The sequence below is a fragment of the uncultured Gimesia sp. genome, from assembly GCF_963976445.1.
Taxonomy (GTDB): domain Bacteria; phylum Planctomycetota; class Planctomycetia; order Planctomycetales; family Planctomycetaceae; genus Gimesia.
Genome location: NZ_CAXBKP010000002.1, coordinates 129722 through 150182 on the forward strand (window position 1 = coordinate 129722; position 20461 = coordinate 150182).

Below are 20461 nucleotides of genomic sequence, written 5' to 3' on the forward strand. Positions count from 1 at the left end.
GTTTACTGTCAGCAGGGATCAAGGCTTCATTTAAGGAGTGAGTATGTTGGGGCACCGTTTCAGTTTTTTAGGATTAAGTCTGTCCGTTATTGTGGCTGCTCAGACTGCATGGGCTGGCGAACTTGCTGTCTCTTCTGCTTTTGAGGGAGGAGCGGCGGAAGTTCTGGAGATCGATCAGGCGAAACGATCCATTAAAATTCGACCGGCCGGTGATTCGCAGTTTGGCTGGCCTTGCTGGTGGTATTTTCAAGTGACGGGGGTTCAACCCGGTGAAGAGCTTATAGTGATTGTTGATGCGAGTCACATGCAACAAGCAAACGGACAAAAACTTTCGAGCAACTGGGCTTTACCCGATCGGGCTACTTTCAGCACTGACCAAAAAAATTGGCTACAGACGCCAGCTGGCTTAAAGCGAGATGGCACTTGCCAGTGGACAATGAAGGTAGACGCGGAACAAGCCTGGTTTGCCTGGGGGCCGCCGTTTGTGCCTGCTGACGCGAAACAACTGGTCGACCGATTGAGCCGGGAACATTCTGATGTGACGTCGTTTGAATTATGCAAAACACGCGCGGGCCGTGTGGTTCCTGCTTTAGTGGTGAGTCAAGGCGAGAGCGAGACTGATTCGCGAATGGTGATTTGGGTTCAGGCCCGCCAGCATGCGTGGGAGTCGGGCGGGAGCTGGGTCGGTCGCGGATTCATTGAATGGGCGGTGAGTGATGATCCGCAGGCACTTGCATTGAGAAAGAAAGCAGACATTTATTTTGTCCCGATTATGGATGTCGATAATGTAGCAACGGGTAACGGGGGCAAAAATCAAGTGCCGCATGATCATAATCGGGACTGGTCAGAGGCACCTCGATGGAACTCCGTCAAAACGGCGATGCGGTCAATTAAAGAATTCGATCGGCAGAACCGGCTAGTGCTGTTTGTCGATTTGCACAATCCGGGCTCGAATTCCAAACGCCCGTTTTTTTATGTGACTCCTCCCGCACTGGTGACAAAAAAAGGGAAACAACTTCAGGATGCGTTCATTGCCGCCTGTCGGCATGAGATGAAGACGCCGCTGGAGTTGGATCAGAGTACCCCATCGACGGGCCCGGGATATGATAAACGCTGGAAAGAAATTTCCAGTAACTGGGTACGCAGTGCGACGCGCGAGCATGTGGTGGGAATTACGCTGGAGACCTGCTGGAATACGCGTCACAGCCATCCGGCGGGTTATATGACCGTGGGACGTCAGCTGGGCCTGGGAATCGCCCGTTACCTGAAGACGGACCCGCGATCGTCCCCTGCCCTTGATTGACTCGTTTTCGTTTCACCGTGATAATTCATCGGTAAAGCGAGACTAACAGCGTGGCTGTGAACAGGGAGTGTTGACTGTCAGGAGATGCCGAGGGAGAACCGTTTATCAGTTAGCTGGATTCGTCCAGCTTTTCAAAGACGGCTTTCATCAGCAGCGGCAATACGACGGTCGCATCGGCGTAGACCTCAGCGAAGCGTCCGCCATCCTGTGGAGAGACAAACTTGCCCCAGCTGACACCTTCTGAATAGGTACAACCTGAGAGGCCACCCCAGTGGACTGGTTCGGGGCAGATGCGGATGCCGTATTTGAAACGGGGTTCTTTCCATTCTGTGCCGAGCCGATAGTTGGCGATTTCATAATAGGGGGCGACCTGTTGTGCCCAGTTGCGGGGGACACCACCCCCGATGGTGAAGATGCCCAGAGTGGAGGCATCTCGCATCAGCTGGGCGTATTCCTGCAGATCGATAAACGGATTAAAGCTGGGCAGCGCTGTCAGGATCTCGGCCTGATCGAGGTCTTCCAGTGATTTGCCGGATTGCGCGATATATTCAGACATGGCCCAGGTGGAGACGTCGAGACCGATTTCGCTGTCGGTGAATGCAGGGATGAAGACCGGTACGTTTTGTTCGTAGGCACTTCTGAGGATGCCTCGCCCTTCATCCATTTCGGCTAACCGCTTGCCTAAGGCGCGGCAGAGTCGGGCTGAGGACCAGACGCCGTCTTCGGGTTGGGATTCTCTGAGCACGGAGCGGACGAGCCGCTCGACGTTATTCAGGTTGGATTCCATTTCCAGTGTATCGTAGATGCGGTTGTAGCCCTTTTTATACAGGGTCTCGTCTGAATCAGCGGGGTTATACTGATAGTGAACCAGGCCGATGGATTCCGTCAAGCCGTGCGCGATGAGCGCACCAGTAGCGACTACCGCGCGGACTAGCCCACGGTCGATCATGTCGCAGATGATGCTGCCCTGCTTGGCGACGGTCATGGCACCAGAGAGTGTCAGAATGGCTTTACATTCTGTATCACGTGACATTTCCAGTAATATTTCATAGGCGACGCCAAGCTTTCTACCTGAGAAGGCTGTTTCGGACATGGCCTGCAGAAGGTCAGAGAAGGAATTGACTTTGGAAAGATCCAGGCTTTTCAGAGGTTTTAAACCATCGCCTCGGCCATCGTGGAATTCTCGATCTCCGCTCATGTTCTGCTTTCTACTGGGAATTTTCAGATGTCTTATGCTGGGAATTCATCCCTCCGTCAAGTACGTTCGATGACTGTTTATAGACATCGAAACGCACCTGACGTGATAGGATGGTATCTCGGAATTCAGAACCAGTCAATTTACCCAGTCCAAGATCAATTCGAGAACTGCAAGCAGTATCTGGAGGTTTTCCGGGGAGGGGAATTGAAATGGATGAGAATTTATAGAGCGACGACCTGGTCTGCTTCAGTGTGGGAACCGGCTGGTTCCTGTAAAGCAGGTCTCCCATTCGGGATGGGGAATCGTGGCATCTCTAGAATGCTGACATCACCGAGGTCAACTTCTTCCCGAATGTAACGTAATACGTCATTCGGATCGGTATCACCACAAGTGAAGACGTCCAGAGCGATTAAGCCCAGGTCGGCATAGCAGTGAGCTGAGCAGTGGCTTTCATCTAGAAGGCACATCGCTGTGAAGCCCGGTGCAGAATTATGACCAAAGTGATATCTAACCTGTGAAATCACAGTTGCACCAGCGCGGGTAGCTCCACGCGCCATGGCTTCAAGTACCAGTTGGTCGTTCAGACAAATGTCCCGCGGGACATTACGACAATCAATGAGAAGATGTCTTCCTTTATGCAACTCATAAACCCTCCACTAGAGGTGCCAGAAAAAAATGGGCATCCGATTGTTGATGAAATTGTTCGAGACGATTTCGAATCGTAATGCTTATATCGGTACGCTTTTTTCAAAGTCCGAGATTATTATGTGATCTGGAAAGAAAACACAAGAAATAAATTCACGAATTTGCTTGGAATTTACAAAAATAGAACAGGAATCTGTCCCGGGAATCCGGTTCGACTAATTTGAGGCCCAACTACTGGCAGGATCTGGGGTTCTGAGCGGGATATGCAGCCAGAAGAAGCTTTGGGGTTTCCAGGCAAATGACATACAGAGATGCGCAAAATCTACAGGTGAAATGCGCCCCTTTCGTCTGGAGCTTCCCGGTGATTTCGTACTCAGGCGGGATAGAGAAACTGACTTTATGATAACCTTTTACGAACCGAGGCCGGGGCACCATCTGGTACCCCGGCTTCAGTCAGAATCATCGCTGATTTAGGTTGAATGCCTTAGAATTCCCCGATGACATTTCCGTCACTAATCGTTCCCAGATCGCGAAAGGTCTCGTAGTTTATGTTCTCGCTGAGAAAACGGACGGCCCCGTCGCCCAAGAGGAAATGAGCGCCCCCGACATGTTTACTGGAGAAGTTAGCGATATGATTCGTGGTATTCGGTGGATGTTCCATGGGCATCATGCCCCCCGGCTGACCGACATGACCTAAAATCAATGTTGCAGAGCCTTCGTCTGCCATCGACATCATTCCGGAGGGACGTGTGATATTGGGAATGGCTGCATACCAGGTCGAGTCTGCCTGGACGACCGTTGCGGCGCCTACGAATTGATGTTGGTGAGAACGTTCGCCAACGACAATCGTATTCGACGATCCATCCGTGATATCACGGATTTTGATATTCGAGTTACGAAACAGGATTCCTTTAATAGCCGGAGCGCCTGGAGACATTGTCAGACTTCCATAGCCATAGATTCCCACATAGTTCGCCGAAGAGAGCATGTAGGTATTGGAGCCATCGGTAACGGTAAAGACGCCCTGATTCGTATCGCTGGGGCAGCGAAAGATGGGAATGGCTTCATCGCCCAGTTCAATATTAGGACTGACCGAGGCATCCAGATTCAGGTTGAGCTTATTATAAAGGGGGGCCTGATCCATAAAGGCTAAGAGCATCGTGCCCCAGGAAAAGCCAGTCCCTGTTTCTCCTGGGGAGCTGGCATCAGCGGCGTTTACACCCCGTGCGATATAACCGGGGGGATAGACGCGGTGGGTTTCATGGTAGTTGTGCAGAGCCAGACCGATTTGTTTCAAGCTGTTTTTACAGGTGGAGCGACGTGCTGCTTCTCTGGCCTGCTGGACTGCGGGGAGTAGCAATGCAATCAGAATCGCAATAATCGCGATGACGACGAGAAGTTCAATGAGTGTGAAACCACGTGTTCGTGGTTTCCATTTCTGTGTGAAAGATTTCATGGAGGTTTACCTTATCCGATGCAATCAACAATCGGTAACGTGACTTGACGTTAGACGATCAACGTAGTGGGAAAGAAGGCTTGCGCTGTTTTGGCGGATAACAAAGTGAATTGTCGACCGCTAGTGCTTTGTCAAGCTAGGAATTGAGGGTTGGGGGTGTTGTTGACGTGCTCCGTTGTCGCACTCACGTGATATCTATCAACCCAAAATTTAAAAATGACGTTCCACTAGTACACCGCAAACGCGAAGATGGTTACCACATGAATTGCTGCGGAGGGGGCGTTTCTGGGGAGAAGGCGAGTGTGACTGGCATGTCATCGCAGATCGTCAGCGGAATAGCCCGCTGATCCGCTGAGATCAAACTCGGTCGCGCATTGAGGTCTCTGGGAGCGGCGGTGTGCAATCCCTGACTGGCAGAGTTACCACAGCCACAGAGGGATGAGATCTGGCAGTGCTTCGATTCTGATTTGTCTGACTCAGAATGAGGGGATGTGCTCTTCTTCTGAGAGCAGCAACTGCGAGCTGCTTGCTTTTTTGCTCTGCAGCATGACTTGGGTTTCGTTGATTTTTCAGGAAGTGTGCTGTTGAAACAACAGCATTCTGATTTCGTTTTCAGCTGGTCTGCACAGCGACAGTGTTTTCCCTGATCCAGTAAGGGCATAATTCCGGTATTGGAAAGCAGATAGAACAGACATAGCAAATTGACAAAGCCAGCCCGCGAAAGTTGATTCCTTCGCAGTCGCTTCTTTAAGTCAGGCTTTGCAGATACCAGGTGGGAACTCACTCGAAAATACTCTATTCAAGGCAGGTTACAAATTATCCTCGGTTCAGATCACATCCCTGCTACTTTCATTGTTCTGAAGCAGTCAGGAGATGAAAAGAGAATAACGAGCTTTTTTTGCTTGAACGAGTAAAATTCTTTCAATGATGCAATGTCGATGAAAGACTGTTTTGCTCGGTAATGGCAGTTTTCGAACTGCTATTACCGAGCGCTGTGTGAATATGTCAATTTGGCTTGCTCTTTTTCGTCTGTGAGTGCTGCACTATAAATGAGACAACCTGATCTGGCTGAGGATGTTGAAAGTGATGTCCTTTTGATTTTTCGGTCCCTGTTTTGACTGAGATCACTTTGAAGTTATCCTTGCGATATTGCTCGGGAACTCGACTGAACATTAAATAGGTGTTTTCAGCAGGAGGGACAACCTGATCGTTTTCTGAAACGATATGTAAGACCGGGATCCGGGCTTCGGCGATGATCTGGATGCGGTCGAGGGGATTGTTTTTGTATGCCAATGCTTCTGCTTCGGTCATGCCGTATGCATTGAGGCAGGTTTTCCAACTTGCTGATGATCCCTGGCTTTTTCCTTTTCCCCCCGGCCAGCTTTTAAAATCGCAAACGGGTGTGTCGGCGTAGATGCAGCTGACCTTCTCAGGGTTTTCCAGTGCCCAGTTGTAAATAAACAGGCCTCCCCGGCTGACTCCTTCCAGAGCCACTTTTGATTGAAAGCCGTGTTTCTTTGTTAAGTAATCATAGAACTTATCGCCGTGTTTGATTGCCTGAGGGGAACCAAACAGATTTGCCACGTCCATGTAGGCGATATGAAAACCTCGTTTGAGCAGTTCGACATCCATTTCATAATGAAAGTCTGGAAAACGGGCGCGCCAGACCCATGGTTTTCCGGGGGCCGATTTGGTGGGAATCACGACATAACATTTACGCCCATCAATCTGAAAATGAACTCGTTGAAACCCATGCCACTTGTCTTGTTTGCCAGTCCATTCAGATATCCCTGTATCTTTTGTGGAGGTATATACTTTACTTTCCGGAAAGAGCAAAAGTGTTGTTATAAAAGTGATGAAAAAAATGCGAAAAAGTAAAAGCAGAGGTTTCATTTCAAGCTCTTTCGTTGCCAGCAGGGTGTTGAGGGCTTTGAATGTCGGTATCTGTTTAATAACTCATGAGTTAGCGTTACAGACTAATCCATCTGGTTTACACGATCTTCATCAAAATGTCGATGGATCGTTCTGATTTTGCCGAATTTGTGTTTTCGGGAATGGCTCAAATGGGCTCCACCAATCAAAGGGGAACTACCAATAGAATTTTCTGACATATAGTTTAGGCAGTCAATATTCAAATTTAAGTTGTTGCGAGAACCTGATGGCAGGTTTTGGTGTGGAAGCGTTAAATTTCATGCCGTTCGCAGTTTTTAAATAAAAGCAGTATTTGTTTGGTAAAGACGGGTTTGTACAATGTCTCTCATCCCAGCTACACATACAACAGAAACATTAACCAGGCGGTTTGCAGAGCCAGTCATTAATTCTGTACTGGATGTATTTAAATATTTTGTTGGAACAACTGTCGAACTGGTCAAAGTTGTCGAAGTGCATGAGGCTCCTCGTTACGAGAAGAGCTCTGCTATTGAAGTCAATGGCCCTGGAAAAGGGATTGTGGTCGTCAATCTGCCACGAGATCTGGTTTCAAAGGCTGTTTCACTGCTGATCGATGAATCTCTGGCTGATGATGAACATGTTCTGACTGATTTCTCATGTGAATTGTCGAATATGATCGCAGGTCAGGCCAAAAAAGCGGTTGACCATATGGGATTTTTGTTAGGTCATCCTTCTGTCATCGAAACAGAACAAATCGATACATTATATCCTCCGGAAGCCGGTTCCCAGTGTGGTATTTTCAAAACTGGCATTGGTCCGGTTGTTGTCTATTTTGGTTTTGTCGGTCAGCTGGGCGACATTATTGATTATGACCATGATGAAGCAGACAAGAAACGCGTGATGATCATTGACCCAGATGAGATGAATCGTGCTTTATTCGAAGGCTTGTTACACGAACGATACATCGTTGAGAGCGCTGCTACCGTGGAAGAGGCTTTTATGGATGCCGCGATCCATACTCCTGATCTGATTCTGCTGGATATCGATGGTAGTGATGGAAGTCATGCGGACGGTGTGAAATACATTAAAGAGTCGCCTTTTATTGGGGATGTCGAAGTTCTGGTAATGACGTCAAATCGTTCCACGACGGCGATCATTCAGGCATTTAACCATGGTGCGACTGACTATATTCTCAAAACAGACTTCACAAAGCAGATTCTGGTTGGCAAAATAGAACGTGCATTCGGAAGAACGCCGGTTGTCAAAGAGGCGGTTGCTTCTGTGGAATAAACGTCAGCATGTCTATCAGCGATCTTTGAATGGCCCCGGTAATCACCGGGGTTTTTTCATTGCTGAAGACCAAATCGAATGGAGTTCCAAGTTGAATCTGGAAGGAAAAGTAGCTGTTATCACCGGAGCCGCTGTCCGTATTGGACGTTCCATGGCGCTTGCGCTCGCAGAAGCGGGCTGTGATATCTGTATTCATTATCACACTTCAAAGCAGGATGCAGAGCAAACCTGTGCGGAAATTGAGCAACGGGGGCGAAAGTCGGTTGCTGTCTCGGCAGATTTGTCAGCGCCCCTGCAAGCGGCTTCCGAGATCATTGATGCGGTCGTCGCTGAGTTTGGCAAAGTCGATATCCTGATTAATAGTGCTTCCGTATTTGAAAACAAAAATTTGCTGACATCGACAGAGCATGACTGGGATTCCCATCTCGATATCAATTTAAAAGCACCGTTTTTTTTGTGTCAGCAGTTTGCAGAAGCATTTCAGCCAGGGCAAACAGGCCAGATTGTCAATATTGTTGACTGGAGAGCATTGCGGGCAGGAGTGGGACACCTGCCTTATCGGATTACCAAAGCGGGCCTGGTAACCTTAACCGAATGTCTGTCGCTGGAATTAGCTCCCGCCATCCAGGTAAATGCGATTGCCCCTGGTGCGATTCTGCCGCCGCCGGGTCAGGACGCATCCTATCTGGAAAAACGTGCCGAACACGTTCCCTTGAAACGCGCTGGGAATCCCCAGGACATTTGTGATGCCCTGCTCTATCTGCTTCGTTCTGATTTTGTGACGGGCGAAGTGCTGACGGTTTCCGGAGGTGAGCAGTTCTCATCCGGACTTTAGAACAAGAATCCGGATGAGATTCACTGACTCAGGAAGACCGAGACTTGAGAACGGCCTGTTTCACGATTTGCATGGTTCGTTTTTGGCGTTGCTGGATCGAGTGCATCACCGATTTCAGCTTGGCGAGTGATTGCTCATTATTGCCAGCCACCTTCATGACGCGATCTGCAATTTGTTGCTCATTGACCTCATCGATTTCAAATGTCCAGTCTTTGAGTCCGATGTCATACCACATCTGCCCTTTGATGGTGTCGGTTGGTTGTCGGACATAGAGCCCGGGAGTGCCAAACGCACAGGCGATAATGGGAGAATGGCATTCCATACTTACGACAGCGGCGGCATCTCGATAGAGGGAACCTGCTTCGTCGGGCAGCCAATAATCGGCATGAGCTACAACCAGCGGTTTGACATCGGCGGGAAGTGGATCGATCACCAGTGGCTGAATGATTTCGGTTTGATAGGTCATTTCCGGGCAGACGACAGCTTTTTTTCCGGTGGAGCGAACCCATTTGATAATCGCGGCTCTCAGTTTTGCGTGATCGATCTCTTGATATTGCTGGTTGACCGACTCGACTTCCTGGATTTTCTCTTTTGACCAGCGGGTGCCTTTGTGGATTTTATGATACGGGGTAAATCTCAGTCGAGGGACCGCACAGAGATAATTTCCCGTTTCCAGCTGGTGTTGCTGTTGAAATTTCAATGCTTTGGGATCATCGGTTAAATCGATAGCAAAAGTTGCGTCAGGGGCGAAATCCTGATGCGCGGCTGTGATTTTGGCGTCTTTCAGATTTTTCAGGGAATGGGTTTCCCGTGTGAAGATAAAATCGGCCCCGGAGAGCAGTTCGTGTAATTCCGGATTGATTTTGGAGACGGTCACACCATAAATACCATAAGGCTTGCCGGTCGTTTTTTTCCAAAACGCCAGTTCTCTGCGTGAAACAACGCTGGGGCCGGAACCGTGCAGAAAGAAATCAGCCTGCTGGAACGCCTGTTCAAGTTGTTCCGAGTCCCACTTACCGTCTCTCCGAAGCCGGCCTTTGACGATTTTCAGGTGAGGAAACCGTTTTTTCAGCATGGGTTCGACGCCCCGATCCACACTGTTCGGCCAGAGGATAATCTGAAATTCGGGGGCATACATTTCCAGCAATTTCAAAATTCCAGGCGAGTGGCCGATATCGCCAATATTGACGGTCTGCCAGCCGGAACGGAGCAGAAGCGTGGGACGGCTGTCTGATTTTGTTGTCGATTGCGAGAAAGCCTGCTGTTGAAGCAAGCCGCTATTTAAGAGTCCGGCAATTCCCAGTGATTGGCAAGCCGCTTGTTTTAACCAGGTGCGTCGTGTTGTGTCTTGTTGTTGATTCATCGTTCTCCCTGTTCTAAGCCCGATCATATGTTAAAAAGAAATCAATTATTTCCATCGATAAGATGAGTCTTCTAATCTGTGCAATCGGGCAGACTCATACTATAGTGGCTTTTAGTTATTGTAACCTGTATTCAGTCCACGTCTGCTCTATTTTAAACCTCTCTTATAAATATGCCCGATCAAATCCACATTTCCGATTTACTGTTACGCACCATTATTGGCATTAATGAGGAAGAACGAAACAAGAGGCAGGACGTATTAATTAATCTGACGATGCAGGTTGATTTGAGGGCTGCAGGCCGTTCCGATGAAATTCGTGATGCCGTGAATTATCGCACCATCACGAAAGAGATTATCGATCTGATAGAGAATTCGCAGTTTCAGCTGGTAGAAAAGATGGCGGATGAAGTGGCAAAAATCTGCCTGCAAGACGATCGTGTTCAGCAGACGACGATCAGAATTGAAAAGCCGGGAGCATTACGCTTCGCACGTTCGGTCGGAGTGACTATTGACAGAACGCGCGACGATTTTTCCGGAGTGTGACATGAATCAGGCGTATCTGGCATTAGGTAGTAATATCCGTCCGGAGTATTATTTACCTCAGGCAGTCAGTTTACTGGGAGAATCGGGGCGTGTCGTCGGTCGATCTGCGGTCTGGCAGAGCGAGCCTGTCGGGGATACGAATCAAGCCGATTTTTTGAATGCTGCGGTGCTTCTGGAGACTGAACTGGATGCAGCTGAACTCTGCCTGGAATTGATTCCTCAGATCGAACGCAAACTGGATCGAGTTCGCGACCCTCAGAACAAAAATGGCCCACGGACCATTGATATTGATCTGGTGTTATTTAATTGCGAGCAACTGCAGATCGAGCATCGAATTATCCCGGATCCAGAAATCCCGGAACGTGTCTTTCTGGCGGTGCCGCTGGCGGAACTGTCTCCCCAATATTGTGTTCCCGGCCTGGGAAGAGATCTAGCTCAGATCGCTGATACATTACGGTCGGTGAATGGCAATCAACTGATCCGCCGCGATGACGTATTGCTTTAAGAATCAGGCGGGTTGTTTTAAGAATCAGACAGGAGCAGAGCGTCGCCGGGTAGGCATGCCATTTTAAAGAACAGCCCCTGCTCTTCGCACTGAGATTTATATATCTCGGGCATTTTCTGTTCTGTCTCTTCATCCCATTCAAGAATGTAGGAACGTTCGGCGACCTTTTTACCGCGGACTTCGACCACCATTCCGGTCCAGCCTTCGCAGCAAATTTCGGAAAATTCTGGAACGCAGATTCCTTCTTTTACCCGAACGTTTGAGCCTGCTTTGATAGTCGAAGATGCCTTTTTACCCATAATTTATTCTACCAAAACATATTTATTTTTAATTTTGAGAAGCAACCAATCGGCACGTCAGGCGACAGTGTATCGCTAAAGCAGCATGAATTTCAATTGAAGCAGGTAGAGAACCCCCTTTCCCGTACAAGAAATTAACAATTTTTTGGGATCGTCTGCCAAATGTTGTTTTTTTGCATCATCCAGGGAGAAGCTCTCTGAAACTGTTTTACATCCTGTAGCGGTGCTGCAACAGGCGATGATTTCAATATTTTTACAGAAAAAAAACAGCACATCGCCATTCCTGAGCTATTGTTTTAATGGATAAAACCCTCCCCTCTTGAATAAGTTCTCCCAGCACTCTGCAGGTCCGCAGAACACAATAAAAACCAAGGAGGGACCAATAACATTTATTTTCAAGAGGCTTACGATGTTTACGCGGCAAGGCCGACAGGCATTGAATCAGAAATCACAGTCAAATCGCTCCGGTACCACTTTAGTGGAACTGGCATTTATCACTCCGGTCTTCCTGGCATTTGTGTTTGCCGTTTTTGAATTTGGCTATGCCTACATGGTGTCCAACATCATTCAGGAAGCGACTCAGGAAGGGGCAAAACTCGGGCGTTGCGAGGACGTCACGACTGCCCAGGTGCAGGACAAAGTGAAACGACTTCTGGATACCGTTTTCGATTCAGATCTAGCGACGGTTTCGGTGAAAAATGCCAGTTCGTTTGATACTCCCGGAGCCGATGTCTCACAGATTAATTACTCTTCTCTGCCTGATCTTGAATTGTCCAACGCTGAGAAAGCCCAGTTGTTTATCGTTCGTGTCGAAGTTCCTTACAAAGATATTCGAATATTGAATTCGTTTTTTGTTGATCCGGTTCAAGCTGCTGAGGCTAAGGCTAAGGAGGACAGCATGATGTTATCCGGGCACACTGTCAGGCGTCACGAATAAACAACAGAAATAAATCAAGTCACTGTTTGCAGGAGTAAACTCATGCGTGTAATTCAAAACAAACGACCAAATTCAGGGAAGGCAATTGCCAGCCGCAGAGGTGTGGCTGCAGTTGAATTTGCCCTGGTGGCACCAGTCTTCCTGGCGTTAATTCTAGGGATGGTTGCGGTGCGTCGTGCCGTACATACTTCCACAATCATGGATGCGGCACTGGCTCAATCGGGGCGACTGGCTTCCATGGACGCCGATCTGAATTTGCCTTCGGGGATGACATTGAATGATAAAATTATTCTTGATGTGCGCAATTTTCTGCGGGCGTCTGGAATAGAAAATGATGAAACGAACCTGACGGTTACCATCACTAAAGCAGATGATGCAGAAGGAGTTCCACTGGATCCGATGCCGAACCCTCCCAGTGATGGAACGGAGTTTGATTTGAGTGATCCAGCAAACCGCAATCGATTATTTCGGATTGGAATTGAAATACCCGATGGGGCAACCAGTACAAAACTAACCGACATTATGAATCTGGAAGGCTCGATGGCCAAGCCGATGAGTGGCGATCCTGTCTGGGATTTAATTTTGAATAATGGCACGACAAAGATCGTCAACTAGGAACACACATAACTTTTATGAGTATGATGCTCAGTCTTCTGGGGAGCACGAGGGGGAAACATGAAACAGATACCAATGAGTAAAACAGAGAAAATGGATCTGCCGGGCGATCAAAATCGCCGCGGTGCGTTCATGGTTATGGCGGTGCCATTTCTGATCGCGACGATGGGGTTCATGGCGTTCGGAATTGATATCGCTGTCATCACCATGACCAAAACCAGAATGCGAAATGCGGTTGAGGCCGCCGCTCTGGCTGCGGCACAACAGATTACCGATGCTGTGCAGACGACCGCTGATGACATTGAAGAGGGTCAAGATGTGAGTAGCGCAGTGCAGGACGCCAATTCGATTGCCGTTGAAGCCGCAAAAGAAATGGCCGAAAAGGTGGCGCGCTTAAACGGAGTTTATGTTGACCCTGAAACGGATGTCAAATTCGGGAAACGTTATCAGGATGCTTCTGGAACGTTTCACATGGTCTGGGGCGAAACAGCGAAACCTTATAATGTCGTGAAGGTTATCGCACGCCGTGATAACGCGGCAGAAGGTCAGCAGGACTCGAAACTGCAACTCTTCTTTGCCGGGTTTATGGGCGAGAAGACGGCCGCTGTGACCACCTCAGCAATCGCCTTCATTGAAGCACGTGACATTGTGCTGGTGCTCGACTACTCGGGTTCGATGAGCTACGACAGTGAGTTTGGTGCCATGTCCTCTTATAACATGGGTAAGGAAGCTGTTGAAGGTAACCTGGATGATATCTGGAATACCTTAGTCGCCTCCGGTGCGACCTACTCGGATACGGGCAAACTGAAGTTCCCTACAGGTGGGTATGGAAAGATTGATTCCGCAGCCGGGAAGTACATCAGTTCAAATGATGATAATTACATCTTCAACGCATTGGATCTGGATGAAGTCGATTCCAGTGGCAACCTGAAATATCCATTTCCACAGGAAGGAAAGAATTACAATGGGAATTTGAATGGTCAGCCGACTGGTAACACAAACAAAAGTTTGTGGAAAAACTATATCAAATGGGTTCGATCGAATAGTACCGTCAAGAACTATGGCTATAAAAAGATGTATGGCTATCGTACTTTGATGGGCTATTTGGTTGGTCAACGTAAGAAGAACAATCAGTCGGAAGATTTGTGGCGGGCTCCGATTTATCCGTTCCATGCGATGAAAGAAGGCGTGACGTTATTCACGGAATTCCTTGATGGATTGCAGTTCGGAGATTATGTCGGACTCGTAACGTATGATGATTCTTCACGCGTGGAATCGGTTCTGAATGATGACGGCATCCTTGATACCGTTGATCTGGGGGATGAACTGATTACGAATCGCTATGGCGATATCGATACGATTCAGAGACACAAACAGGCCTCACACTATGCTCCCTACACCGGAATGGGGTACGGGATTCGTGATGCCAAAGAGTTGTTGGAGTCTCATGGTCGTGCTGGTGCTCGTCCCACGATTCTGGTGATGACAGACGGTAATGCAAACCGTTCTCCATCAGGCTGGTCACTTCCGGGTGGCTGGGACTGGGATGAGATCACCGATTTTGATGGTAATGGTCAAGCCGACTATTCTACCAGCAGTCGCGATAAACAGTATGCGTTCTGGCAAGCAGTCGAAGCTGCGAACCTGGGCTATACCGTGCACACGATGACTGTTGGTGCCGGAGCAGACCGAAACCTGATGCAGGCGATTGCCAAGGCTTGCAACGGAATCTGGATCGACGCCCCTGGCGGTGCCACGATCGAAGATATGCAGGCACAGTTGCTGGTTGCTTTTGGTAAAATCGCAGCCAATGTACCGCCTGCGAAATTGCTGGCGGATCCCGAAAGTGATTTCTAGTGCAAACGAATTTGTTTTGATTCGTGCCTGCTTGGGTTGATGTTCTACCTGAGTGAGAGAGGTGGCTGGAAACAGCCACCTCTTTTTTTAATGCTCGGTCACGGCTTTTGACAATGTTGTTAACTAATGTGGGCGTCAGCTTTCAATCACCCTGTTTGAAAGCGTAAATTTTGCAGAAGCAAATCAGTGACGAGGCAAAAGCAGACTGTTTTGTCTCAGTGGTTTCCGAAACAATAAGCAAGAAATATTCAAAAAATTTACGAAAAAGTTGAGATTTTCATCGACGATGAAATACGATATATTCATAATAAGACATATATCATTGCAATAGAGAATTTAAGTTCTTGGCTGAAGTCAGCCAAATATAAACTTATCCTTCCACTACTCTCACCCGGATTGATTTCTTGCTCTCCACCCAGAGCCCTCTCAGAATCAATCAGGGGCAATGAGAAGAGATTACCTCTTTTCATCACCAGAGTTATTTTTAACTTAGGTTTGCCAAAAGGGGGTTGAGGTTCATGTCCTTCGACAAGTTCCGTTCATTTGCTTTCTACGCGCTTGCTTTCAGCGCTTTGTCCTGCTCCAGTCTGTTTGCTGCGAATCCGCCTGCAACTCAGAGTAAGGTTAGTTTTTATCAGCAGGTCCGACCGATTCTTCAGGCCCAATGTGCCGGTTGCCATCATCCGCGTAATCCTGAAGGAAGTTATGTCGTCACCGACTTTTCGCACTTACTCAAAGGGGGCGAAAGTGAAACGACGGCGATTATTCCCGGTCAGCCAGAAAAGAGCTATCTGGTCGAAATGATCACGCCGGACGATAACGAAGCGGCAATGCCCAAAGCAAAAGCACCGCTCTCACAGGATCAAATCACGCTGATTCGCACCTGGATTCAACAGGGGGCGATTAATGATTCTCCGAAGAAAATCGAATACCGGTTTAACAAAGCGAATCCTCCGACCTACTCTGCCCCTCCGGTGATCACATCACTGGCGTATTCTCCTGATGGAAAAATACTGGCCGTTGCCGGCTTTCATGAAGTGCTGCTACATGCAGCCGAGGGCAATAAGTTGGTGGGACGGTTGATTGGAAAATCGCAACGGATTGAATCGGTTGAATTTTCACCTGATGGAAAATATCTTGCTGTGACCGGTGGAACACCGGCTGAACGTGGCGAGATCCAGATCTGGGATGTGGCGAAACAGGCATTAAAGAAATCAATTCCGCTGACTTATGACACACTTTACGGCGTCAGCTGGTCACCTGATGGTAAACTGCTGGCCTTTGGGTGTGCAGACAATACGCTCCGTGCGATTGAGGTGGAAACCGGCAAAGAAGTCTTCTACCAGAACGCACACTACGACTGGGTACTGGATACGGTCTTTTCTACCGATGGGAGCCACATTATTTCCGTCAGCCGAGATCGAACCACGAAACTGGCCGAGCTGAAAACGCAGCGATTCATCGACAATATTACTTCGATCACCCCGAAAGCATTAACGGGGGGACTGGCTGCGATTGACCGGCATCCAACGCAGGACACTATTCTGGTCGGGGGAGCAGACGGTGTTCCAAAACTTTATCAGGTCTTTCGTCAATCCGTGCGGGTGATTGGCGATGATGCAAATCTGGTGCGCAGCTTCCCTGCTTTGAAAGGTCGTATCTTTGGTGTAGATATTCACCCCAACGGCAAGCAGTTGGTTGCTGTCAGCAGTTTAAATCATACGGGTGAGTTAAAAGTCTTTTCGTTTGATATCGAAAAGAAGATTCCCGATGATCTGGTCAAAATTCTAAACAAACGTGTGGCTGCACGAAGTGCAGACGAGAAAAAACTAATCGAAGAAACTCGAACGAAATCTGTCAAACTGGTCAGTGAAGTCAAAATTCCTGAAACCGGTCTGTATACGGTTTGTTATCATCCTCAAGGGGAGATCATTGCGACCGCGGGCCAGGATGGTCAGGTGAGACTATATGAATCTCAAACCGGGAAACTTAAGAAAGCGTTTGTGCCCGTACCTCTACAGGCAAGCCAGCCAGAAGTAGCACAGAAAAAAGCAGTTGTGCAAGGAACGAAGCTGGTAGTGGTCGATGTCAAGCAACAGAAGTTACCGAAAGAGGAGTTTTCGAATTCCGATCCACTGGTCAAACTGGAAGTACAGCCTGCTGCAGCGACGATCGCGCAAAAGTATGACACGGTCCAGTTTCTAGTGACGGGCTATACAAAATCCGGTGCCAGAACCGATCTAACACGTCTGGTCAAAGTAGCACTTAACACACAAGACAGCGTCCATGTTTCTCCTACCGGATTAGTGCGGGCCTTGCAGCCAGGCACGACTGACGTCAGTTTCAGTTTACATGGAGTACAGGCGACAGCCAAGATTACCGTTGCGAAGTTTCCGTCAGACTACAGTCCTGATTACTGGCGAGATGTCGCGCCGGCGTTTACCAAAATGGGCTGTAATTCCGGGTTATGCCATGGTGCCAACAAGGGGAAAGACGGGTTTAAGCTTTCCCTGAGAGGGACCGATGATTTGTTTGACTTACGGGCATATACGGATGACCTCAAATCACGTCGCGTCAATCTGGCGTCTCCTGAGCAGAGTCTGATCTTGCTGAAAGCGATTGCGGAAGTACCTCATAAGGGAGGTCAGGTGGCGATTGCCGGCGATGCGCATTATCAAATTGTGTCTTCCTGGATCAAGGATGGGACTCCTTTGAAAAAGGAAACACCGCGCGTGGCGCGTATCAAAATTACTCCCGAAAATCCGGTTGTTCCCAAAGCAGGTTTGTTGCAGCAATTCCGGGTCTTAGCCACTTATGATAATGGTGAAGTCCGCGATGTGACTTCCGATTCGTTTATTGATTGCAGTAATATCGAAATTGCCAAAATGTATCATGGTGGTATCGCCGAAGTGCTCAGGCGGGGTGAAGCACCGCTGTTAGCGCGATATGAGGGAAAGTATGCCGCAACAACTGTCACCGTGATGGGAGATCGTTCCGAGTTTGTCTGGAAGCAGCTTCCCGTTTACAATTACATTGACAAACTGGTTGATCAAAAACTGCAGAAAACCAAAACTCTCCCCTCCGATTTGTGTACCGATGCTGAATTCATGCGCCGGGTCTTTATCGATTTATCCGGCCTGCCTCCCAGCATTGATGATGTCAAAGCATTTTTGGCAGACAAGCGGGAGTCAAAAATCAAACGCAATGAATTGATTGACCGCCTGCTAGGCAGCAAGGAATTTGTCGACCATTGGACAAACAAATGGGCTGACCTGTTACAGGTCAATCGTAAATACCTGGGGCCTGAAGGCGCCAAACTCTTTCGGGATTGGATTCGTAAATCGGTGGCAGCGAATGTGCCCTACGACCAGTTTGCCTACCAGATTCTTTCCGCCAGTGGTTCCAATAAAGAGGTCCCATCGGCTTCGTACTTTAAGATTCATCGCACTCCTGAAGATACGATGGAAAACACGACTCACTTGTTTCTGTCAATCCGTTTTAACTGCAACAAGTGCCATGACCATCCGTTTGAGCGATGGACCCAGGATCAATATTATGAAACCTCGGCTTTCTTTGCCCAGTTCGATTTGAAAAATGCACCTGAGAGTAAGGGACGCACGATTGGTGGGACTGCCGTTGAAGGTCGGAAACCATTATTTGAAGTCGTCTTTGATAAAAAAGAAGGCGAAATGATTCATGAACGAACGGGGATGACAGCACCACCGACCTTCCCCTACCCTGCCAGTTTTAAGGCAGACGAAAAAGACCTCTCACGCCGTGAAACACTGGCACGCTGGATCACATCACGTGACAATCAGTACTTTGCGAAAGCCTATGCGAACCGGGTCTGGGGTTATCTAACCGGAACCGGGCTGATTGATCCGATCGATGATATTCGTGCTGGCAATCCGCCTTCCAATCCGGAGTTACTGGAACGTTTAACGGCCGACTTTTTATCACATGATTTCGATATTCGCCACTTAATGCGGGTGGTCTGTCAGTCGCGGACGTATCAGCTTTCGGTGGAATCCAACAAATGGAACGTAGACGATAAAATTAATTTTTCTCACGCGAAGGCACGTCGCTTGCCTGCAGAAGTGTTGTATGACTCACTCTGCCGTGTGACAGGGTCGGTGTCGAATATTCCCGGTGTACCCGCTGGTACCCGTGCTGCAGAACTACCAGACGTGGGATTCAAGCTGAAAGGTGACTTCCTGGCTAAGTTTGGTCGTGCGCAACGCGAGAGCCCTTGTGAGTGTGAAAGGTCGTCTGGTGTTGAATTGGGACCAGTGATGGCTTTGATCAGTGGACCGACAGTTGGAAATGCCATTAGCGACCCGAATAACGCTCTGAGCAAACTGGTTCAGTCAGAAAAAGATGATGTCACACTGATCGATTCTATTTTTCTGCGGGTTCTGAACCGTCCGGCGACAGCAGAAGAAAAGCAAGCCGGGGTCAAGTTGATTCAGCAGCAGATTCAGAGTGAGCATCAGGCGTTGACCAAACAACTGGCGGACTACGAAAAGGGTTTGTCAGCGAACATCATCCAAACAGAAAATCAACGCGTCAAAAATATTCAGGACGCACAGCAAGCGGCGACTTCGTTCCAGACGGCGATCGCCCCTAGAGAAACCTGGTTGAATCAGGAGCAGAAAGAACGTACCGCCAAATTGCAAAAAGCATTGACGGAATATCAGAAAACGGTGCAAGCAAGAATTACGGCTTGGGAAAAAGCAGAAACCACTGGCACAAAGTGGACTCCGCTCAAGCCCGAAACACTGACTGCGACCAATAAATCGACCCTGGAGCTGCAGAAGGATCTGTCAATCCTGGCAAAGGGCCCTAATGGCAAAGGGGATTATCAGATTGTCGCGCAGACAAATCTCAAGGGGATTACGGCAGTCCGTCTGGATGTTCTGACCGATGATTCCCTGCCCAAAAAAGGACCTGGTCGATCTGGCGATGGTAACTTTGTGTTAAATGAATTCGAAGTCTATGCCGCTCCCAAATCGAAACCGGACCAGAAGACCAAATTGACGCTGTTCAATGCACAGGCTGATTTTAGCCAGAATACCTATGATGTGAAAACGGCCATTGATGGTAAGATCAAACCGTCAGGTGAAGGCTGGGCCGTCTCTCCGCAAATCGGGAAACCGCATAAAGCGAGCTTCGATATTCAATCGCCGGTTGCCGCTGATGCACAGGGGACGATTCTGACATTCGTGCTTAAGCAGCAGTTCAACAGTAATACGCATTCGATTGGCCGGTTCCGGCTCTCCGTGTCCAACGGTACCGGGCCTACAACGCTGGATAAGCATCCACAGGAGATTCAGAACATCCTGGCGAAGGCATTGGAAAAGCGAAACGCGGCTGAGAAAAAGAAACTGCTTGAATACTACAGTAAAGCCGATAGTCAATTACAGGCAAAGCTGAAGGCGGTCGCTGATAGTAAAATGCCACGTCCGACCGATCCAAAACTGGTCGAATTGCGAAACCATCTGACAGCGATGCAGCAAGTCCGCCCCGTCGATCGGAAACTGACTCGCTTGCGAAATGATGTCCAGCTCAGTGCTGAGCAGTCAAAGCATAATCGTCTCATTGCGGCTCAGGATTTGACCTGGGCGTTAATCAACAGCCCTGCGTTTCTGTTTAATCATTAAATGCTGTTTCGAAACACGTTAACACGCTGATGGATACAATACTCAAACCGATCTCTAACAGAAGA

17 protein-coding genes and 1 tRNA gene are annotated in these 20461 nt (G+C 48.5%); 9 read left to right on the forward strand and 9 right to left on the reverse strand.

Annotation, left to right across the window (positions count from 1 at the left end; translation table 11 throughout):
• Positions 1–43 precede the first annotated feature (43 nt).
• A complete protein-coding gene (locus AAC022_RS03035; RefSeq protein WP_339727846.1) occupies positions 44–1303 on the forward strand; it encodes a M14-type cytosolic carboxypeptidase in 1260 nt (419 codons plus the stop codon).
• 109 nt (positions 1304–1412) lie between these two features.
• On the opposite strand, the gene AAC022_RS03040 is transcribed toward AAC022_RS03035, so the two are convergent.
• The 5 genes from AAC022_RS03040 to AAC022_RS03060 all read right to left on the reverse strand — a co-directional run bounded on the left by AAC022_RS03040 (position 1413) and on the right by AAC022_RS03060 (position 6495).
• The gene (locus tag AAC022_RS03040) at positions 1413–2501 is read right to left on the reverse strand and encodes a deoxyhypusine synthase family protein (RefSeq protein WP_339727848.1); all 1089 of its coding nucleotides are present in this window, start codon (positions 2499–2501) and stop codon (positions 1413–1415) included.
• 221 nt (positions 2502–2722) lie between these two features.
• Positions 2723–3142 carry an S-adenosylmethionine decarboxylase gene (locus AAC022_RS03045; protein WP_339727850.1) on the reverse strand — a complete coding sequence of 140 codons (420 nt, stop codon included), beginning with the start codon at positions 3140–3142 and terminating at the stop codon, positions 2723–2725.
• A gap of 488 nt (positions 3143–3630) precedes the next feature.
• Positions 3631–4602, reverse strand: coding sequence for a DUF1559 domain-containing protein (locus AAC022_RS03050; protein WP_339727852.1), 972 nt, complete (start codon positions 4600–4602; stop codon positions 3631–3633).
• Between the two features lie 253 nt (positions 4603–4855).
• A complete protein-coding gene (locus AAC022_RS03055; RefSeq protein ID WP_339727853.1) occupies positions 4856–5386 on the reverse strand; it encodes a hypothetical protein in 531 nt (176 codons plus the stop codon).
• Positions 5387–5607: 221 nt separating this feature from the next.
• The gene (locus AAC022_RS03060) at positions 5608–6495 is read right to left on the reverse strand and encodes a prolyl oligopeptidase family serine peptidase (protein WP_339727854.1); all 888 of its coding nucleotides are present in this window, start codon (positions 6493–6495) and stop codon (positions 5608–5610) included.
• A gap of 357 nt (positions 6496–6852) precedes the next feature.
• Between AAC022_RS03060 and AAC022_RS03065 the strand changes: the two genes are divergently transcribed.
• Both AAC022_RS03065 and AAC022_RS03070 read left to right on the forward strand, forming a co-directional pair.
• Positions 6853–7782, forward strand: coding sequence for a response regulator (locus tag AAC022_RS03065; protein ID WP_339727856.1), 930 nt, complete (start codon positions 6853–6855; stop codon positions 7780–7782).
• Positions 7766–8617 (forward strand): SDR family oxidoreductase, encoded by an 852-nt coding sequence (locus AAC022_RS03070; RefSeq protein ID WP_339727857.1) that lies wholly within the window; start codon positions 7766–7768, stop codon positions 8615–8617. Before AAC022_RS03065 ends, AAC022_RS03070 begins: the two co-directional genes overlap by 17 nt.
• Positions 8618–8645: 28 nt before the next feature.
• Here AAC022_RS03070 and AAC022_RS03075 read toward each other — a convergent pair whose 3' ends face one another.
• A complete protein-coding gene (locus AAC022_RS03075) occupies positions 8646–9980 on the reverse strand; it encodes a polysaccharide pyruvyl transferase family protein (protein ID WP_339727859.1) in 1335 nt (444 codons plus the stop codon).
• Between the two features lie 171 nt (positions 9981–10151).
• Here AAC022_RS03075 and folB point away from each other — a divergent pair, with 171 nt between their 5' ends.
• Together folB and folK are read left to right on the forward strand one after the other, a co-directional pair.
• Positions 10152–10523: a dihydroneopterin aldolase gene (folB, locus tag AAC022_RS03080; RefSeq protein WP_339727861.1), complete on the forward strand. Its 372-nt coding sequence runs from the start codon at positions 10152–10154 to the stop codon at positions 10521–10523.
• A 1-nt stretch (position 10524) separates the two neighbouring features.
• Positions 10525–11028, forward strand: coding sequence for a 2-amino-4-hydroxy-6-hydroxymethyldihydropteridine diphosphokinase (gene folK, locus AAC022_RS03085; RefSeq protein WP_339727862.1), 504 nt, complete (start codon positions 10525–10527; stop codon positions 11026–11028).
• A 17-nt stretch (positions 11029–11045) separates the two neighbouring features.
• Here the strand turns inward: folK and AAC022_RS03090 are convergent, their stop codons facing one another.
• Positions 11046–11327 carry a hypothetical protein gene (locus tag AAC022_RS03090; RefSeq protein ID WP_339727864.1) on the reverse strand — a complete coding sequence of 94 codons (282 nt, stop codon included), beginning with the start codon at positions 11325–11327 and terminating at the stop codon, positions 11046–11048.
• A 409-nt stretch (positions 11328–11736) separates the two neighbouring features.
• Here AAC022_RS03090 and AAC022_RS03095 point away from each other — a divergent pair, with 409 nt between their 5' ends.
• Together AAC022_RS03095 and AAC022_RS03100 are read left to right on the forward strand one after the other, a co-directional pair.
• The gene (locus AAC022_RS03095; protein WP_339727867.1) at positions 11737–12264 is read left to right on the forward strand and encodes a TadE family protein; all 528 of its coding nucleotides are present in this window, start codon (positions 11737–11739) and stop codon (positions 12262–12264) included.
• A gap of 42 nt (positions 12265–12306) precedes the next feature.
• A complete protein-coding gene (locus AAC022_RS03100; protein ID WP_339727868.1) occupies positions 12307–12879 on the forward strand; it encodes a TadE family protein in 573 nt (190 codons plus the stop codon).
• A 30-nt stretch (positions 12880–12909) separates the two neighbouring features.
• On the opposite strand, the gene AAC022_RS03105 is transcribed toward AAC022_RS03100, so the two are convergent.
• Together AAC022_RS03105 and AAC022_RS03110 are read right to left on the reverse strand one after the other, a co-directional pair.
• On the reverse strand, positions 12910–13194 hold the full coding sequence (locus AAC022_RS03105) for a hypothetical protein (RefSeq protein WP_339727869.1): 285 nt from the start codon (positions 13192–13194) through the stop codon (positions 12910–12912).
• Between the two features lie 224 nt (positions 13195–13418).
• A tRNA-OTHER gene (locus AAC022_RS03110) sits at positions 13419–13509 on the reverse strand.
• Here AAC022_RS03110 and AAC022_RS03115 point away from each other — a divergent pair.
• Entirely contained in the window at positions 13486–14736 is a 1251-nt protein-coding gene (locus AAC022_RS03115; RefSeq protein WP_339727872.1) for a vWA domain-containing protein, read from the forward strand. The two genes, AAC022_RS03110 and AAC022_RS03115, sit on opposite strands and share 24 nt — an antisense overlap.
• A gap of 518 nt (positions 14737–15254) precedes the next feature.
• Complete coding sequence (locus AAC022_RS03120; protein ID WP_339727875.1) at positions 15255–20396, forward strand: DUF1549 domain-containing protein; 5142 nt, start codon at positions 15255–15257, stop codon at positions 20394–20396.
• The last annotated feature ends 65 nt before the right edge of the window (positions 20397–20461 follow it).

Bases quoted from the DNA above. Each gene is read 5' to 3' on its own strand.
- AAC022_RS03035 (WP_339727846.1), top strand. From the start codon at position 44: ATGTTGGGGCACCGTTTCAGTTTTTTAGGATTAAGTCTGTCCGTTATT.
- AAC022_RS03040 (WP_339727848.1), bottom strand. From the start codon at position 2,501: ATGAGCGGAGATCGAGAATTCCACGATGGCCGAGGCGATGGTTTAAAA.
- AAC022_RS03050 (WP_339727852.1), bottom strand. From the start codon at position 4,602: ATGAAATCTTTCACACAGAAATGGAAACCACGAACACGTGGTTTCACA.
- AAC022_RS03060 (WP_339727854.1), bottom strand. From the start codon at position 6,495: ATGAAACCTCTGCTTTTACTTTTTCGCATTTTTTTCATCACTTTTATA.
- AAC022_RS03065 (WP_339727856.1), top strand. From the start codon at position 6,853: ATGTCTCTCATCCCAGCTACACATACAACAGAAACATTAACCAGGCGG.
- AAC022_RS03075 (WP_339727859.1), bottom strand. From the start codon at position 9,980: ATGAATCAACAACAAGACACAACACGACGCACCTGGTTAAAACAAGCG.
- folB (WP_339727861.1), top strand. From the start codon at position 10,152: ATGCCCGATCAAATCCACATTTCCGATTTACTGTTACGCACCATTATT.
- folK (WP_339727862.1), top strand. From the start codon at position 10,525: ATGAATCAGGCGTATCTGGCATTAGGTAGTAATATCCGTCCGGAGTAT.
- AAC022_RS03090 (WP_339727864.1), bottom strand. From the start codon at position 11,327: ATGGGTAAAAAGGCATCTTCGACTATCAAAGCAGGCTCAAACGTTCGG.
- AAC022_RS03095 (WP_339727867.1), top strand. From the start codon at position 11,737: ATGTTTACGCGGCAAGGCCGACAGGCATTGAATCAGAAATCACAGTCA.
- AAC022_RS03100 (WP_339727868.1), top strand. From the start codon at position 12,307: ATGCGTGTAATTCAAAACAAACGACCAAATTCAGGGAAGGCAATTGCC.
- AAC022_RS03120 (WP_339727875.1), top strand. From the start codon at position 15,255: ATGTCCTTCGACAAGTTCCGTTCATTTGCTTTCTACGCGCTTGCTTTC.